17 protein-coding genes and 1 riboswitch are annotated in these 17,478 nt (G+C 34.9%); of the genes, 16 read left to right on the forward strand and 1 reads right to left on the reverse strand.

All coding sequences use genetic code 11. From position 1 onward, the window contains the following. The first annotated feature begins 56 nt into the window (after positions 1-56). From PCI70_RS11185 to PCI70_RS11250, 14 genes are all read left to right on the forward strand, one after another. The gene (locus tag PCI70_RS11185) at positions 57-1,223 is read left to right on the forward strand and encodes a phage tail sheath protein (RefSeq protein ID WP_269915420.1); all 1,167 of its coding nucleotides are present in this window, start codon (positions 57-59) and stop codon (positions 1,221-1,223) included. 6 nt (positions 1,224-1,229) lie between these two features. Next, positions 1,230-1,745: a phage major tail tube protein gene (locus PCI70_RS11190; RefSeq protein ID WP_269915421.1), complete on the forward strand. Its 516-nt coding sequence runs from the start codon at positions 1,230-1,232 to the stop codon at positions 1,743-1,745. 71 nt (positions 1,746-1,816) lie between these two features. Then, positions 1,817-2,152, forward strand: a complete 336-nt coding sequence (locus PCI70_RS11195; RefSeq protein ID WP_269915422.1) for a phage tail assembly protein — start codon at positions 1,817-1,819, stop codon at positions 2,150-2,152. A gap of 17 nt (positions 2,153-2,169) precedes the next feature. Further along, positions 2,170-2,283 (forward strand): GpE family phage tail protein, encoded by a 114-nt coding sequence (locus PCI70_RS11200; RefSeq protein WP_442865215.1) that lies wholly within the window; start codon positions 2,170-2,172, stop codon positions 2,281-2,283. Next, positions 2,280-6,194 carry a phage tail tape measure protein gene (locus PCI70_RS11205; RefSeq protein ID WP_269915423.1) on the forward strand — a complete coding sequence of 1,305 codons (3,915 nt, stop codon included), beginning with the start codon at positions 2,280-2,282 and terminating at the stop codon, positions 6,192-6,194. Before PCI70_RS11200 ends, PCI70_RS11205 begins: the two co-directional genes overlap by 4 nt. 5 nt (positions 6,195-6,199) lie before the next feature. Then, positions 6,200-6,622, forward strand: a complete 423-nt coding sequence (locus tag PCI70_RS11210; RefSeq protein ID WP_269915424.1) for a phage tail protein — start codon at positions 6,200-6,202, stop codon at positions 6,620-6,622. After that, the gene (locus PCI70_RS11215) at positions 6,619-8,118 is read left to right on the forward strand and encodes a contractile injection system protein, VgrG/Pvc8 family (protein WP_269915425.1); all 1,500 of its coding nucleotides are present in this window, start codon (positions 6,619-6,621) and stop codon (positions 8,116-8,118) included. Before PCI70_RS11210 ends, PCI70_RS11215 begins: the two co-directional genes overlap by 4 nt. Before the next feature lie 145 nt (positions 8,119-8,263). After that, entirely contained in the window at positions 8,264-9,481 is a 1,218-nt protein-coding gene (locus PCI70_RS11220) for a glycoside hydrolase family 28 protein (RefSeq protein WP_269915426.1), read from the forward strand. A 268-nt stretch (positions 9,482-9,749) separates the two neighbouring features. Next, a riboswitch (Fluoride riboswitch) is annotated at positions 9,750-9,817 on the forward strand. Between the two features lie 163 nt (positions 9,818-9,980). Beyond that, entirely contained in the window at positions 9,981-10,295 is a 315-nt protein-coding gene (locus PCI70_RS11225; protein WP_269915427.1) for a DUF190 domain-containing protein, read from the forward strand. 13 nt (positions 10,296-10,308) lie between these two features. After that, on the forward strand, positions 10,309-10,833 hold the full coding sequence (gene ppa / locus PCI70_RS11230; RefSeq protein WP_269915428.1) for an inorganic diphosphatase: 525 nt from the start codon (positions 10,309-10,311) through the stop codon (positions 10,831-10,833). A gap of 733 nt (positions 10,834-11,566) precedes the next feature. Continuing rightward, positions 11,567-12,496, forward strand: a complete 930-nt coding sequence (repM, locus tag PCI70_RS11235) for a replication initiation protein RepM (protein WP_269915429.1) — start codon at positions 11,567-11,569, stop codon at positions 12,494-12,496. A gap of 84 nt (positions 12,497-12,580) precedes the next feature. After that, the gene (parA, locus tag PCI70_RS11240) at positions 12,581-13,210 is read left to right on the forward strand and encodes a ParA family partition ATPase (protein ID WP_269915430.1); all 630 of its coding nucleotides are present in this window, start codon (positions 12,581-12,583) and stop codon (positions 13,208-13,210) included. A 32-nt stretch (positions 13,211-13,242) separates the two neighbouring features. Next, positions 13,243-13,452 carry a chromosome partitioning protein ParB gene (locus PCI70_RS11245; protein WP_269915431.1) on the forward strand — a complete coding sequence of 70 codons (210 nt, stop codon included), beginning with the start codon at positions 13,243-13,245 and terminating at the stop codon, positions 13,450-13,452. 62 nt (positions 13,453-13,514) lie between these two features. Then, positions 13,515-15,977, forward strand: coding sequence for a P-loop NTPase fold protein (locus PCI70_RS11250; protein ID WP_269915432.1), 2,463 nt, complete (start codon positions 13,515-13,517; stop codon positions 15,975-15,977). On the opposite strand, the gene PCI70_RS11255 is transcribed toward PCI70_RS11250, so the two are convergent. Beyond that, the gene (locus tag PCI70_RS11255) at positions 15,974-16,189 is read right to left on the reverse strand and encodes an excalibur calcium-binding domain-containing protein (RefSeq protein WP_269915389.1); all 216 of its coding nucleotides are present in this window, start codon (positions 16,187-16,189) and stop codon (positions 15,974-15,976) included. The genes PCI70_RS11250 and PCI70_RS11255 overlap by 4 nt on opposite strands. Positions 16,190-16,269: 80 nt before the next feature. Between PCI70_RS11255 and PCI70_RS11260 the strand changes: the two genes are divergently transcribed. Both PCI70_RS11260 and PCI70_RS11265 read left to right on the forward strand, forming a co-directional pair. Beyond that, positions 16,270-16,572 carry a hypothetical protein gene (locus PCI70_RS11260; protein ID WP_269915390.1) on the forward strand — a complete coding sequence of 101 codons (303 nt, stop codon included), beginning with the start codon at positions 16,270-16,272 and terminating at the stop codon, positions 16,570-16,572. Between the two features lie 151 nt (positions 16,573-16,723). Next, the gene (locus PCI70_RS11265; RefSeq protein WP_269915391.1) at positions 16,724-17,305 is read left to right on the forward strand and encodes a hypothetical protein; all 582 of its coding nucleotides are present in this window, start codon (positions 16,724-16,726) and stop codon (positions 17,303-17,305) included. Positions 17,306-17,478 lie beyond the last annotated feature (173 nt).

The following is a 17,478-nucleotide window of genomic DNA, read 5'->3' on the forward strand; positions in this document are numbered from 1 at the left end:
AGTGCAGAACTTAACAAATCCTGTAAACCTGTGGCAAATTCCACAGGTTTTTTATTATGTCTTCATATCATCATGGTGTACAAACACAAGAACTTAATGATGGGACACGTCCAATTACAGTCGTAAACACGTCTATTATTGGCGTTGTGGTCACTGCATCCGATGCAGACCCTCTCGTTTTCCCACTCAATACGCCAGTTCTTATTACTAACCCTCAAAGTGCCCTCACTTCAGCAGGCTCAAACGGTACACTTTCACGTACCTTACAAGCCATTGCAGATCAAGCCAATGCAGGCGTGGTCGTAGTTCGTGTTGAACAATTACAAGATGCAGACCAACAAACCACCGCCATTATCGGTGGGTCTGAAAATGGCAAATATACAGGCATGAAAGCCTTACTCACTGCCGAACCTAAACTTGGGGTTAAACCACGTATTTTAGGTGTACCTCGCTTAGATACACTGCCTGTTGCCACTGCCCTTATCAGTATTGCAGCACAGTTACGTGGCTTTGCCTATGTATCAGCGTATGGCTGTCAAACCAAAGAAGAAGCCACAGCTTACCGCCAAAACTTTGGGCAACGTGAAGTCATGGTGATTTTCCCTGAATTTTTAGGATGGGACACTACTGAAAGTAAAACTACAACATTCGATGCAGTCGCTCGTGCGTTGGGGCTACGTGCCAAAATTGACAACGAAACAGGTTGGCATAAAACACTTTCTAACGTGGTGGTAAATGGCGTTACAGGTATAAGCAAAGATATTTACTTTGACTTACAAAGCTCAAGTACCGATGCCAACTACCTCAACGAGCATGAAGTAACCACGCTCATTCAACGTGATGGTTTCCGTTTTTGGGGTTCTCGCACTTGTTCGAGCGATCCACTATTCGCCTTTGAAAACTATACCCGTACTGCTCAAATCATTGCTGACACAATGGCAGAAGGACATATGTGGGCGGTTGATAAACCACTTACACCAAGTCTTGCACGAGATATTGTCGAAGGGATTAACGCCAAACTTCGAGAAATGGTCAGTGGTGGTTATTTACTTGGTGGTAAGTGTTGGATTGATGAAACCATCAATACAGCAGCAGTTTTAAAGTCAGGTAAGTTTTATATTGACTACGATTACACCCCAGTTCCACCCCTTGAAAACCTCCAACTACGTCAGCGAATTACAGACACATATTTAGCTGATTTCGCCTCAAAAATTACAGGATAAAAAGAAATGGCTATACCTCGTAAGCTCAAAATGATGAACCTCTTTAACGAGGGGAATTCATACATGGGGCAAGTTGCAGAAGTAACACTGCCCAAACTATCGCAGAAGCTAGAGAATTGGCGTGGCGGTGGAATGATGGGCAACGTCAAAATCGACATGGGTCACAACGATGACATGAACGAATTGTCATGGAAACTTGGGGGTTTAGATCCACTTGTGCTTAAACAATTCGGTGCTGTGAAAGTAGATGCTTTTGGTTTACGTTTTGCAGGCTCATACCAACGTGACGACACAGGTGAAACAACGCCTGTGGAAATTGTGGTGCGTGGTCGTCATGAAGAAATCGACATGGGATCAGCGAAACCGGGGGATGCTACCGAGCATTCAATCAAAACGATTTGGACGTATTACAAACTTATTGTCGATGGTCAAGAAACTATCGAAATTGATATTCCAAACATGATTTTTAAAGTCGATGGCGTGGATAAATACGCTGAACACCGTAAAAACGTAGGTCTTTAATTACAACTCAAACACTCAAATGAGTTTTTACTTATTTAAGTTCAAACTCAAAAACTCAAGAGATAAAACACATGACAACTGCACAACAGCAAGAAAACTTAGAAGCATTAAACCTAGACGTACAAACCATCGAACTTGATTCCGATATTCAAATCGGTGGCGAACGCTTAGAAAAACTCGATATTCGCAAACCGAATACTCAAGCATTATCAGGCATTAAAATTGCCGATCTACTACAAGGCGATGTCAATTCTATTCTTAAGGTACTGCCTCGTATCAGCACACCAATTCTGACGCAACAACAAGCACAACAACTAGAACCATGTGACATCGCTCAAATTGGCGGTGCATTGATGCTTTTTTTGCAACCGAAATCACAACGTGCGGAAATTTTACGCCAACAGTAGACGATGCCATCGCCAACATTGCGGTGGTCTTTCACTGGTCACCGCAAGTGTATGCCGATATGCCTTTAACCGAACTTATGCAGTGGCATCAAAAAGCCTTAGAACGAAACGGAACAGATGAAGAAGAATGAAATCCTTAAAACTTGAAATTCTATTCGGAGCTAAAGATCGCCTGTCCCCTGCATTAAGAGCAATGATTGGGGGCAGTAATGCCACCAATCAGGCTTTAAAAAAGACCCAAGATCAGCTTAAAAACCTACAAGCCCAACAAAAACAGATTGAAGGCTACGAAAAACAAAAAACAGCCATTGAACAAAACAATACTGCTTTGCACCAAATGCAACAGCGTATGGCACAGCTTAAAACTGAAATAGCCAATAATAAGTTTAAACACTACACGCAAGAGCTTCAAACAGCGCAACATGCCTTAGAACAAACCAATCAACGTGTTAGCTTTCTTAATGCCAACCAACGCAAAGTAGACGGCTTTTTTACGCAAAAACGTGCCATTATTGATAGCACTAAAAGCCTAGAGGCACTGCAACAGCATATCCAACAGCTTAAACAGCAGATGCAGAACAATGGCAGTGCCAAACTCAGCCAAGAATTTAAAAAAGCAACGACACAAGCAGACCAACTTAAAGCCTCTTTGCTTGCACAAAAACAAGCTCTACAAACCACACGCAACGAGCTTCAACAAGCAGGCATTAAAACCAATGGTTTAGCACAAACCCAAGTCAAACTCCGCCAACAAATTGAGCAAGCCAACACTGCCACATCACGCTACAAAAAAAGCGTGGCAGAACTTGAGCAACAGCAACAAAAAGAAAAAAAGGCACTAGACGATTTAAGTAAGAAACTTAAAACCACTGAAACCGAAGCATCAAAACTGACCACTACCATTGGCACACAAAAAACCAAGCTCAAACAGCTAGAAGAAGGTTTAAAAGAAACAGGTTTATCATCGCATAACTTAGCAGATCAGCAAGGTAAACTTAAACAGCAAATCACCGAAACCAATACCTCGTTAGATAGCCAAAAAAAGAAACTTGCCAATTTAAACCGTGTGCGAGAAAGCAGTAATAACATCAAGCAAAATGCACAGATGGCTGCAGCAAGCGGTGCAACCATGATGGCAACAGGTGTAACGGCTGCTTATGGTTTATCTAAAATGATTGGTGAAAGTAAAAACTATGAAATAGAACGTAATCGTGTAGGAGCACTCGGTGTAGGGCAAGAACATACTGATGAAATTATTGCTTTTGCAAAGGGCATGAAGACTTTTGGTACAAGCACTAAAGAGAACTTAGCCCTTGCCCGTGATGCACTCACCGTATTTGGTGGTGACGTACATCATGCAGAAATGGCAGCTCCAATACTTGCTAAAATGAAAGCTGCAAACGAAACAATGTTTGGGCATGAACAGGGGGCAGAAAATGAAAAAAAATTCATGGATATGCTCAAAGTTATTGAATTAAGAGGTGGCTTAAAAAATGAAGCTGCCTTTAAAGAACAAGCTAACATGCTACAACAAGTCATTACAGCAACAGGCGGACGTGTTCAGGCAGAGGAATGGCTCAATGCTATCAAAACAGGGGGGATTGCAGCCAAGGGCATAGATAACAAAGCCTTCTACTACAAGATGGAACCTATTGTTCAAGAGATGGGAGGCTTTCGCGTTGGTACAGCGATGATGTCTGCTTATCAGAATGTTTATCAGGGAAAAACTACCCAAAAAGCTGTAAGAGCAATGGATGGTTATGGTTTGCTCGGTGATCCCAAAAAAATCCATCATAATAAAACAGGTGATGCCTCTTATATGGATATTGGGGCAATTAAGGGTGCAGAATTATTTAAAAAAGATCAATTCGCATGGATGGAAGAAGTCATGCTTCCGCAACTTGCAAAACAGGGCATCACCAAAGAATCAGATGTGCTAGATGCCATAGGCAATATTTTTTCAAACAGAACAGCATCTAACCTTTTTGCCACTATGTACCAACAACGTGCCAACGTACATAAAAATGCAAAACTCAATGAAGGTGCAGAAAATATTGGCCAAATGAGTGACCGAGCAGAAAAAACAACTGTTGGTAAAGAGTTAGATGCCAAAGCAAAACTGCATGATCTTTATTTAGAACTTGGGCAAACCATCTTACCGATTTATACCAAAGCAATGGAAATGGCAACAGATGCTTTACAGGGTTTCACAACATGGATGAAAGATAATCCAACTTATGCCAAAGCTCTTGGTATTGGTTTAACTATTCTTACAGGTTGCTTACTTGCCGTTGGTGGTGCGCTTGTGGTGTTCTCACCTCTTATTGCAGGCTTAATGACGCTTCGGATTGTCATGGCTTCATTTAGCATGCTCACCACTGTATTTAACCCATTTATGCTTGCCCTAACCTTGTTAGCGGTTGCAGCCATTTTAATTTATACCAATTGGGAACCGATCAAAGCCTTCTTTTTAGAACTTTGGGACAGCGTAAGCAAATGGGCAACAGAGACTTGGCAAGCGATCACAAAAGGCGCAAGTGATGCTTGGAATGGCGTGTGTGGCTTCTTTGGTGGTATTAGTGATTGGTTTGCTGATAAATGGAATAAAGTTACAACAAGCGTTCAAGACGTATGGAATGGCATTACCACAGGTGCAAGCAATGCATGGAATGGTATTACCGATGGAATTGGATCAGTTTGGGACACCATTAAAAATACGTTCAATGCAGGGGTCAATTGGGTTATACAGACGTTTACAGATCTTTGGACAACATTCAAAAGTATTGTTAATTCAGTCGATCAATTTCTTGCAAGAAACCCTATTTTAAACTTTTTACTTTTTCCTATCGGTATACCACGCATGATCATTGCCAATTGGTCATCTATCAAAGGCTTCTTTGCTGATGTTTGGAATGGTGTGGTGCAATCAACCTGTGAGGCATGGAATAGTATTTGTGCCTTTTTCAGCCCGATAGGGCAGTGGTTCTCAACACAATGGAATACTGTTAAAACAAGTGCCAACAGTGCTTGGCAAGGGCTAAAAGACGGTGCAAGCGATGCTTGGAATGGGATATGTGGTTTCTTTAGCAGTATTGGCAATTGGTTCTCAACGCAATGGGATAGCGTTAAAACAAGTGCCAATAATGCTTGGCAAGGTGTAAAAGATGGGGCAAGCGATGCTTGGAACGGTATATGTGAATACTTTAGCCCAATAGGGGATTGGTTTACCGATAAATGGAATACTGTATCAGCAGGCGCAAGCACCGCATGGGAAGCAACAAAATCAGGAGCAAGTAGCTCATACAATACCATCACAGAAGTTTTTGCCCCTGTAACCAATTGGTTTACAGACCGTTGGAATAACATCAAAAAAGCGTTTGATGGCGGACTTATTGGCATTGGGGCACTCATTATGAACTGGTCGCCACTTGGCTTATTTTATAAAGCCTTTGCAAGCGTTCTAAATTGGTTCGGGATCGAATTGCCAAGCACGTTCTCAGGCTTTGGCTCTATGATCATTGATGGTTTAGTTGCAGGCATCGAAAAAGGCTTCGATAAGCTCAAAGGTGTATGGGAAAAAGTTAATAGTTGGATGCCCGATTGGACACGTAAAACAATGGATATCCACTCCCCTTCTCGTGTCATGAAAGGGCTAGGACGCTTTATTGTAGATGGTTTAGGCGTAGGTGTAGAGCAAGGGCAGGACTCACTCAAAGGGAAATTTAACAATACCCTGAACCTGTTTAATCAGGATACCCCACACATAGACTTATCAACCAAGGTAACGACAGGTCTACAAGTGGTAAAAGATATCGCTTTAGAGCCAATTCTTGCCAAAATTCGCCCGATCCATTTAACACCACAGCCAAGTAAACAACCCTCTGCCCCAATTACCATTGAAGGCGATACACTCACAATTCAAATTCATGCACAGCCACATCACTCTGCTCAAGATATTGCCTCTATTGTTGAAACAATGCTGAACAAACGAGATCGTGAAAAATTGGCAAAAGCACGTACTTCATTTTTTGATATGGACTAAACACAATGATGATGATTTTTGGAGTGTTTATATTTTCACTCAAAACCGCAAGTTATGACCAACTGCAACGTAAAACCGCTTGGCGCCACGCTAGTAATGCTCGTGTGGGTGATATGCCTGCATCACAATTTCTAGGACGTGGAGACGACACCATCACCCTAAACGGTAGCATCGTGCCTGAATTTGGCTCACAAATGAGTATTTCTGCCATACGTTTAATGGGTGATACAGGCACAGCATTTCCACTCATTGGTGGCAAAGGAAAAGTGTATGGTCTATATCGCCTTGATGACTTACAAGAAACCCAATCCTATTTTTTTAAAGATGGTAAGCCTCGTAAAATTGAATTTTCAATGACGCTCACTCAAACCATGAAGGCAGGCACATTGGTCGGCAATACATTGGGACGCATGGTTGGTCTTGTATGAATAATTTTATTACACGAGGTGTAAAATCGGTTGTTGATGATAGTCTCAACAGCAACCCCTCCCCTATCTACAAACTAGAAGTCGATGGGACAAATATTACCTCACGCATCAATAACCGATTGATTAGCCTAAAAATCAAAAATAAACGTGGTCTAGAGATTGATACATTAGACCTAGAACTATCCGATCAAGATGGCAAACTAGAGATACCACCCAAAGATGCCAACATAGCCGTGTGGATCGGCTACTCAACGTCAGGGCTTGTCTACAAAGGCAATTACATTGTTAAAGAAGTTGAACATTCGGGTCCGCCTGATGTTATCCATATTCGTGCCACCAGTGCAGACATGAAAGCATCGCTTAAACAGAAAAAAGAGCGCAGTTTTGACAATATTACCCTTGAAGCATTGCTCACTTTAATCGCATTAGAACAAAATCTAGAGCTTGCCATTGATCCAAAACTTGCAGATGAACAAATTGTTCACCTTGATCAAAACGAGTCCGATGCCAATCTACTTACACGCTTATCCGATGAATACGATGCCATTGCCACCATCAAAAACAACACCCTATTATTTTTAAAAACAGGTGAAAGTAAAACCGCATCGGGCAAGCAACTACCGACCATGTGGATTGAACGCAACGATGGAGATCAGCACCGTTATAGCTTTAGCGGTGGGGGTGAGGACATCACAGGCGTTAAAGCGTTCTATTACGATGCCACACTAGGTAAAAAACTCGAAGTTATTGTGGGCGATCAAAGTAATCAGAATATTAAAGAGCTACGCCATTTACATCGAGACAAAGACTCAGCAGAACGCTCGGCAAGAGCCAAACTAAAAACGCTTAGACGTAGTGCTGCCACCATTAGCTATAAACTGGCAAAGGGAGATCCAACGCTCATCCCCGAAATGACGTTTTTATTCTATGGCTTTAAATCTGATATTGACGATACTTACTGGCTTGGTACAAGCGTGACAGACACGTTTGATAGCTCACGCGGTTACACCACAGATTTAACATTAGAAGTGTGGTTTCCTGATGCAGATGATGTTGCAGAACTTTTTGAGGATCAATTTGAAAAAGAAAAAACACAAAAGCAAAAGTGGACAGGCGTTGCCGTTTACTACCAAGAAGGCACAAAAGCGGTAAAACTCTCAAAAGGCGATCAAAGCCATGCCAAACAGTTTACATATCTGTACTACTCAAAACTTGCAGCACAGCAACGCTTAGACCGTGAATACTCACTCTTAGATTTAGAGACAGGAAAATTTAAAGCCCATAATCAGCTAGATTTAAAAGCATATACAGGATTAAAAACCTACTACACCACAGATCATGGCAAAACACGCCATTTAGTGACCTATGGCGATCAATCTAACGCTAAGGTGATAGATCGCCTCTACCACAGCAAAAAGGCTGCTGAGAAGCGATTACAGCGTGATTATCCACGTCTACAAGCAAAGCAAGACGTTGCTCGTAAAATTAAAACTTAGACAAAATGAGACCTATCACTCTTGTTGTGTCATAAATATTACAATAGTTATAAATTGCATGAAAATATATTAACAAATAGTATTTTTAAATCAAAAAATTTTTGATAAACAAAGCCTTAATTAAAATTCTATATGAGTAATATAAATGATTAATCTTTCTAAAAAACAAAGCGTCCTACTCTTAACAAGCATTGGTTTATCTGTTCTATCCCCATCTATTTTTGCGAAAGATCAACGTACCGTTGTAGAACCAAAAACACCCCAAGTTTGTAAAGTTCTATTAGCAACAGGAACAGATAGTACAAAAACAATTCAAAGTGCTTTGAATAGCTGTGCTGCTGGTAAGGCTGTTCAACTTGCTTCAAACAAAGCAATTAAATCCTTTACTAGTGGTGCAATCACAATCCCTTCAAACCGAAGCTTAATCATTAATTCAGATGTTGTACTGAAAGCATCTAATAATGCAAAAGCATTTGATAATGGTACCAACACCTGCGGTAAGCTTGCTAAAACAGGTAACGGTTGTAATGCTTTGATTACCTTTGAAAAAGCAAGCAATAGTGGTATTTATGGAAATGGTACAATTGATGGTCAGGGTGGTGCCAAAATTGCAGGATCAAATTCGAGTTGGTGGGATTTAGCAGCTCAAGCAAAAAACTCGCCTAATAAACAAAATGCACCTCGTCTAATTCAAATTAACTCAAGCAACAACATTACATTACATAAAGTTAAAATGACGAACTCTCCAAACTTTCATGTTGTATTCAAGCAAAGTAATGGCTTAACCGCTTGGGGCATTACAATTAAAACACCTGGAACAGCACGTAATACCGATGGTATTGACCCTATTTCCTCTCAGAATGTCACTGTTGCTCATAGTAATATTAGTACAGGAGACGATAACGTTGCGATTAAAGCGAACCCAGGTGCAGGGGCTTCTAAAAATATGTCCTTTCTAAATAATACGTTTGGAGCAGGGCATGGCATGTCAATTGGTAGTGAAACCACAGATGGCGTTTATGGGATTGATGTAAATGGTCTTATTATGAATGGCACCACAAATGGTCTCCGCATTAAAAGCGATCAATCTGCATCTGGTATTGTTTCAGGAGTACGATATGAACACGTAACCATGACAAATGTTAAAAAGCCAGTTGTGATTGATACGGTTTATGAAAACAAAGCAGGTAAAACAAAAGCTCTGTGGTCAAACATTTTTTATAACGATATTAAAACTACGACAGCAGGTGCAATTGTAATTAATGGTAAAAACGCATCAAAACCGATCCAAGCAGAATTTAAAGGCTTAAATTTAGCAGCAGGTACAACTTGGAATATTGTAAATGCGAATATTAAAAAATAGTTTTATGAATTTTCAATTGATCTATAAAGAAAGCTCTGTTTAAGGGCTTTCTTTATTTTTTCAATTAGTATCAAAAATATGTTAATTAGCTTCTTAATTTTTAGTAATACATGTCAATTTAGATACTAAATTAATTAAAAATGACAATGATAAGATTTAAATTAGAAGTGTAAAAATAGGGTGAACTCTATATATACTAATAATTTCTTAAATAGATTCAACTGAATTTTAAAAAATTACCTTCATATAAAATTCAAATATAGGTATACTTATAAAAGGAAATGGATATCTTCCTCTGACAAACCGCCACTATTGGCTAATGATACCTACGTTACTCTCACATAATGCAGAGTGCGTAGTGTCGCGCTCTGTTTTTATATAATGGAGCACATTATGCAATTTCGATCTAAAACTTTCTTACTCTCAACAATATTAAAAATTCACACACCCTATAAAATTATTTTTTTCTCTAAATTACGTTTTAATTGGGGAAAATAAAATGAATGGATTTTTAATTACGTTTTTTACCGAAACTAACGCATCTTACAATAACAAACCAATACAAGATTGGATCATAGAATCTCTAGCTAAATTGCAAATAACTGGAGTAACTATAATTAGAGGTCAAGAAGGTATAGACCATTTGGGAAAAGTACATTCTGCAAACTTTTTTGAATTAGCTGACCAACCTATACAACTTCAAGTTGTTTTAAATAAAGCTCAATCAGAGAGCCTAATTAATTTAATTAATAAGCAGGGATTGAAAGTCTTTTATGTAAAAACAGCAGTTGAATTTGGTACTACAGGTAATTAATAAGGAAGAAATTATGAGTTTTGAACATATTAAATCAGGTTTAGATTTACCAAATGATTTTTATACTATTATAGAAATTCCTCAAAATAGTAACCCTGTAAAATACGAAGTAGATAAAACATCTGATTCAATTTTTGTTGATAGGTTTTTAACCACATGTATGTTTTATCCAGCTAATTATGGCTATATTCCAAAGACATTAAGTGAAGATGGTGATCCTTTGGATGTATTGGTTATATCACCTTTTCCAGTTGTAGTAGGTTCTGTTATTAGAAGCCGTCCTATAGGTATTATGTATATGGAGGATGAAAATGGAATTGATGCAAAGATTATTGCTGTGCCACACTCTAAATTATCAAATAGTTACGAAAATATTTTAGGTCTAGAAGATATAGATAAACATATATTACACAACATTCAACATTTTTTTGAGCATTATAAAGACTTGGAAAAAGAAAAATGGGTTAAATTTCAAGGTTGGGGAAATGTAGATCAAGCTAGAAAAGAAATAATTAAATGCATTAATTTGTATAACTAAAATATTGGGAGTATATAAATATATATACTCCCTTTGAAAAAATACATAACTTAAAAGTATAATTTCAATATTTATGTTCTATCCAAAGCATGGTAAAACTAATAATAAAAGGTAATAATGCAATTAAAGTAAATTCTATTTTTTCTCTATTTTTCATAGATCTTCCCTTATATGGTTAAAAGATATAATCCTTTTCTTCACTATTACTGGAAGAAAAGGATTATGTCTTGTACCTTCGTTATTATTATTTTTCTGTTATTGTTATTATTTTTCAAATATACATCTTTTAAAAAAACTAAACATTAGCTAATGACTTACTTGTGTTCAAATAATCATCTATAAATATGACAATTATATGAATTTAAATAAATAAAAAAATAGAAAAAGGTTTTTAATAAGCTTTTAATAAGCTTTTAATGCTTTTAGACATACTGAAAGCTAGTTATATCAAGGCATACAGAAGACATAAGACGACAGATTCCTACCAATAAGACGACAGATTCCTACCAATAAGACGACAGATTCCTACCAATAAGACGACAGATTCCTACCATAAGACGACAGATTCCTACCATGTTTAAAATCGCTATTTAAATAAACAAAATAACTAAGATTCAGAATAAAAGATAAGCATATTTTTGCTCAATAATTTTTATAAGACGACAGATTCCTACCAATAAGACGACAAAATATGATACAGTCGTTTTAACAATATTAATAATTCATGCGTCTTATGAATAAATTAGTCGTCAAAGATAATGCATTAATGAATGCAAGCTATAACTTAGACCTTGTAGAACAACGGCTTATTTTATTAGCAATCATAGAAGCACGAGAATCAGGCAAAGGAATTAATGCCAACGATCCACTCATTGTTCGTGCAGAAAGTTATATCAATCAATTTAATGTTGCACGACAAACAGCATACCAATCATTAAAAGATGCCTGTCACGATTTATTTACAAGACAATTCAGCTATCAAGAAATTAATGAGCGTGGCAACACAGAGCATGTACGCTCACGCTGGGTAAGCGAAATTAGATATGTAAACGCAGAAGCCACTGTAAAACTTATATTTGCCCCTATTGTAATTCCACTCATTACTCGCCTAGAAAAACATTTTACGCATTATGAAATGCGTCAAATTAGTCGTTTATCTACAGGCTATGCAATCCGCTTATACGAGATTTTAATTTGTTGGCGTAGTACAGGCAAAACGCCTATGATTGATCTAGAAGAATTTAGAAAAAAAATGGGTGTATTGGATGATGAATATCAACGTATGCACGATTTCAAAAAGCGAATTCTAGAACCCTCTATTAAGCAAATTAATGAACATACAGATATTACGGTCACGTATGATCATCATAAAAATGGGCGTAATATTGTTGGTTTTTCATTCCAGTTTAAGCAAAGATTTACAGATAAAAAAGCAAGTCAAAAAGATGCAGATACACCTGATATGTTTACAGGACTTACAGATAAACAAATCTTATTTTTTGCAAATAAACTTGCGTATGACGATATTTTTGCAAGCCAAAACGCACAAGTTGGTGAGGAATATACAGACCTAGAAAAGCGGTTAATTGAGAATTTAGCAGACCCTATTTTCATTCAAAATAATCTAGAAGCCTTACAGCGTGTAGGTTTTAAAAATAAATAATGATTTTTTAAGTAAAAACTCATATACTTATTTAAGTAAAAACTCATTAACTCATATGAGTAAATACTCATAAAAGGAAAAATAATGAAGGTCATTGCTGTTTTAAATCAAAAGGGTGGTTCGGGTAAAACAACCATTGCTACACATCTTGCTAGAGCATTACAAAAACAAGATTATAGTGTGCTTTTGGTAGACTCAGATCCACAAGGTTCTGCACGAGACTGGTCGGCAGTAGACGAAGAAAATCCTGTTACAGTGATTGGTATAGATCGCCCAACTATAGACCGTGATTTAAAGTCAGTTGCTAAAAAAGATTTCATTATTATTGATGGTGCGCCACAAGCATCTGACCTTGCATTGTCTGCTATTAAAGCAGCCGATTTTGTTCTTATTCCTGTACAACCATCACCTTACGATATTTGGGCAACGTCTGATTTAGTTGACCTTGTAAAACAACGTATTGAAATTACAGATGGCAAACTTCAAGCTGCTTTTGTCGTATCTCGTGCAATTAAAGGTACAAAAATTGGTAGTGAAATTTCAGAAGCACTTTTAGGTTATGAATTACCAGTGTTAGATATACGCATTACCCAACGTGTTATTTACCCAACAAGTGCAGCTAGTGGTACAACCGTTTTAGATGCAGAGCCAAACAGCGATGCAAGCAAAGAAATTAATGCATTGGCATTAGAATTAATATCGAAATTTAAGTAAATGAGTTTTTACTCATTGGAGTGTTTAAGTAAATGAGTGGTTTGAAAGCAGGTCGCCCAAGCAAGTCTACTGGTGCTAAAGAAGTACAGCTAAAAGACGTAAAAGATACAGGTAAAAAAGTGCGTGTAAACTTCGATTTAGACGAAGATTTACACGCAGAGTTAAAAATGTATGCAATCAAAAATAAGATGAGTGTTAAGCAGGTACTGATTGGGTATATTGAAAAGCTAATCAAAAATTAACTTAATTATCATATAAGATATTCATTTATAATAATAATAACCAAATGAATCTCTTATGTAATATGTACAATAATTTCTTATCAGATGAACCTAGCCTAGACGATTTGTTTCAGACAAAAACACATCAAAATATTGCTGATAAATTATATAAAATCAATGAAAATTCTAATAATTTAATTATTGGAATAGAGGGAGATTGGGGTACAGGTAAATCTACAATTACTAATATTTTATCTAAAAAAATAAAAGATAATGACAAATCCATTTTTATATTTGATGCTTGGGCACATTCTGGTGAGGAAGCTCGATATTATTTTCTATATGAACTAGCTAAACAACTAAAAGAAGAAAAAGAGAAAATTAAAGAAATAATAGAAGAAAAAGAGAAAGAGAAAATTAAAGAAACAATAGAAAAATTTGATAATATAATTAACGATATTGAAAATAAAAAAATAGTTAAAAATAATGTAGCTAAAGAAATACTAGATACAGCTGGTAAATCATTTCTTTTATCGGCAGCTTTGATTCCTATAGGTGTTGCATTTTTTATTAAGAGTTCATTCCCTAACATTCATATAGGTATTGATAATATAGACTGGTCTTTTATTATAGGGCTAGCCATATGGTTGATTCCTATAGCTATTGTTTGTTTATCTATTTTGAACACATTCTGTAGAAAAAATGATAAATTTTCAGTTTTTAAAAACCATGAGAAAAAAGAAGATACAGCATTTGAAACAAGAGAAAATGTATTCTTAGAATTTACAGAAATCTATAAAGATATTATATTAGCACAAAAAGTCACGCTAACTATTGTCATAGATAATATAGACCGAATAGATCAAGATGAAGCTAAAAATATTTGGGGGATGATACAAAATATAAAAAAATTCGGCTGTAATTTCATTATTCCTTACGATAGACAAGCATTTTTAACTATTTGGGAAACGGATAAAAAAGATGAAATTTCATTTTTAGATAAATGTTTTCCAATTATTCTGCATACCCCTTCTTTGTTTACTTCGAATTTTAACTATGCTGTAGAGCTTTACATAGAGCAAGTGTTTTCTGAAGTCTGGACTAAAGATAAACTTGATGAACTTAGAGACCTTATTATTAACTTAGTTAATGCAAATGACTTAGATTTAACAGTAAGAAAGTTGAAAAAACTTCTAGTAACAATATATTTATATACACAATTCGAAGAAAATTTTTCGTTAGATGTTACAGTTTCGTATAGTTTTCTAAGTTTAAATTATAGTAAAGAGGATATTAAAAAAGCTATAAAAGAAATTTATAGAAATAAAATTAGTAACGAAAATTTGGTTATAAAATCGAGTAATCTTCAAATACAAGAAAATAGAAGTAAATTAAACGAGTTATCAAGCCTAACTTTAGGGCTTGTTGAAAATAATGGAGAAGAAATTCTTTTAACAGAAATTTTAAAAGAAATTATTCATAGTAATAATATTAAAGATATAGAAAGGATATTTAAATCTTATCAAGATAAATGTACATTATCCTTTATACGTGCATTAAGTTCAGAAACTCCTTTTCATAAGTTAGTTTATGTATTATGTGTAATTTTAGAGGAAAAAATAGAAATTCTACCAATCAAAAACGCAATAATTGATAGAATCTATCAGTATTTGGATAATAAAAATATTTCAGAAGCTTTTTGTCGTAATTACGAAGAGTTACTTAAATTTCCAGAGGAGTTAAAAGAAGTTTTAGGTATCATTTTCAAGAAAGCTTTTTCTAATATTATTTATAATAATAACAGAAATATAAATATACTTCCAGTTTCATATATACAAAAAACTAGTAAGAAAATTGGCTTAGATTATCATGAAATTCTTGAAAAATCGGACGATAGGAAATTAGTTTTTTATTTTTATTCTCATTTTGTTAAAGCAAGTAATCATGAGAAGTTTTCTTTCTTTAAAGAAATTGAATTAGTAAGGATTTTTGATTGGGAACTAATAAATAATGATAATTTATTGATTCATGAAGCTGATGTTTTTTACCTATTTCTAACTAAAGTTAAAAATCATACAGATCTAAAAAATAAAATTCTTGAAGTTTGTCATAAATTCAGAAGAGAGGAATTAACATATGCATGGATTTATATGTATGTAAAATATGTTAAACATAATGAACATTATCAAAAAGAAATAACTTCTATTTTTCTTGAATTAAATGAATATAATTTCTCTGAGAATATTCTAAATATTAATCCTAGATTTTTAGGTAGTGAAGAATATAGAAATTATGAGAACGAATGGTTGATTTGTGATAAAGCTAATTTTTTAATTCTACTTTTAATAGATGAAAGTATAGATATTGATTATGTTGACAAAAATATAAAACAAAATTTAATTTCAGATCTTATAATTTTTTTGGAAAAAAGGGATTTCTATAATAGATTATTTGAAAAAAATATTTCGTTAAAAGAAATTCATCAGCAGAATTTAGATAAAGAAAATATTATTAAAAAACTAAAACACCTTCAAAAAAAAGGTTAATTTCTTTTTTTAGGACAAACCTTTTGAGGACCACCTGGCAAGCAATCACAAGCACTGCCATCATGGTCACGATCTAAGCGTTTGTACCCTGGTTTTTTAGCATTAAAGTAAGCCTGTGCTTGAGCATGGGTTTTAAAACTCTTACAACTCACTGCAAAACTTGCGGTTGGTAATACAGCTAATCCTAAGCAAACAACAAATAGCTTTTTCATTTTTGGTACACTTCACAAAATTAATATATTATATATTCAACTAAATATTTTGCATAATTTAATTAAGGAAATATTTTAAGATGACAACAATATCCTTGAGTAATTCTTACCATTCATTATATCAATTAATAGCAGCATGGTTTATTGATGTAGGTTATGAAGAGGAAAAGCCTTTTAATGAAGTTATTGAAGAGTACAAAAGAGTTTATAATAGACGTCCAGAGCACTTAACTTTACTTAAAGCAGAATTTGATACCTTATTTAAGAATAGAGATATTAGTTACGATGAAATAATGGAAGAATCAAATATATATTTTGAGAATGAAAAAGAGGCATATGATTGGCTATATGAGCTATACGGCTATTTGTTTGAAGGGAAATAAGTAGAGTTATAAACCAAATGAAAAAACAGAACCATTCCTCTATTTATTTTAAATATATATTTAGATGATATAATTTGATTAAAAAATTTATATTTTTTCTTAACTATTTATAATCAACTCATGCTTTTATGTTTGTTTTATATAAATCTTTATGTTTAAAAAACTCCTCCAACATACTATTTTATTGAGTACTTTTTTAATTTCTGTAGATGCTTTTGCAGACAAAATACAAACTTTTGATATTTCAGCTCAAGAATATAAAAATAACTTTAACATTGTTGCTAAAAAACAATTTTTGACACCTATAAATGAATTATATATTCAATGGTATGGAGGAGATTTTGGGACAAGAAAATTTTTTACAAATCGTGAAAATCGAGCTGTTAAGTTGAATGTTCAACTAGACAACAGTAAAGAAAATAAAGTAAAAGAAGTTACAACCTCTTTGATTTTGGAAGATAAAAATTTTTCTTTGAAAAAACCATTAATTGAAAGTTTTTCTAAACTTTCATTGGCTGCCTTTGAAGTACTAGACTCAGGTAAAGATGATTATTTAAGAGATGAATTTTTACAAAAGTTAATGAATAGGTTAGAAAAAAGAATTCAAAAAGATGAGTCTTTTAGCGAACAAACATTTTATAAAGATTACAAAGTTATAGCATCAAAAACAACAACATCATTAAATATGCAATTTCTTGAAGTGAGCATAGCACCTGCGGAAGAATTTGAATAATTGAAAAAGGCAGGAATATTTTACACTTCCTACAAAATACTCATTAACTCATTAACTCATTAACTCATTAACTCATTAACTCATTAACTCATAATGCTAATTGTACATTTTTTAAGGTATTTTCTAAGAATTCATAACGAACATCTTTGATCGAAGGATACAAAAACTCATTG

Source organism: Acinetobacter sp. HY1485 (assembly GCF_027568475.1).
GTDB lineage: Bacteria > Pseudomonadota > Gammaproteobacteria > Pseudomonadales > Moraxellaceae > Acinetobacter.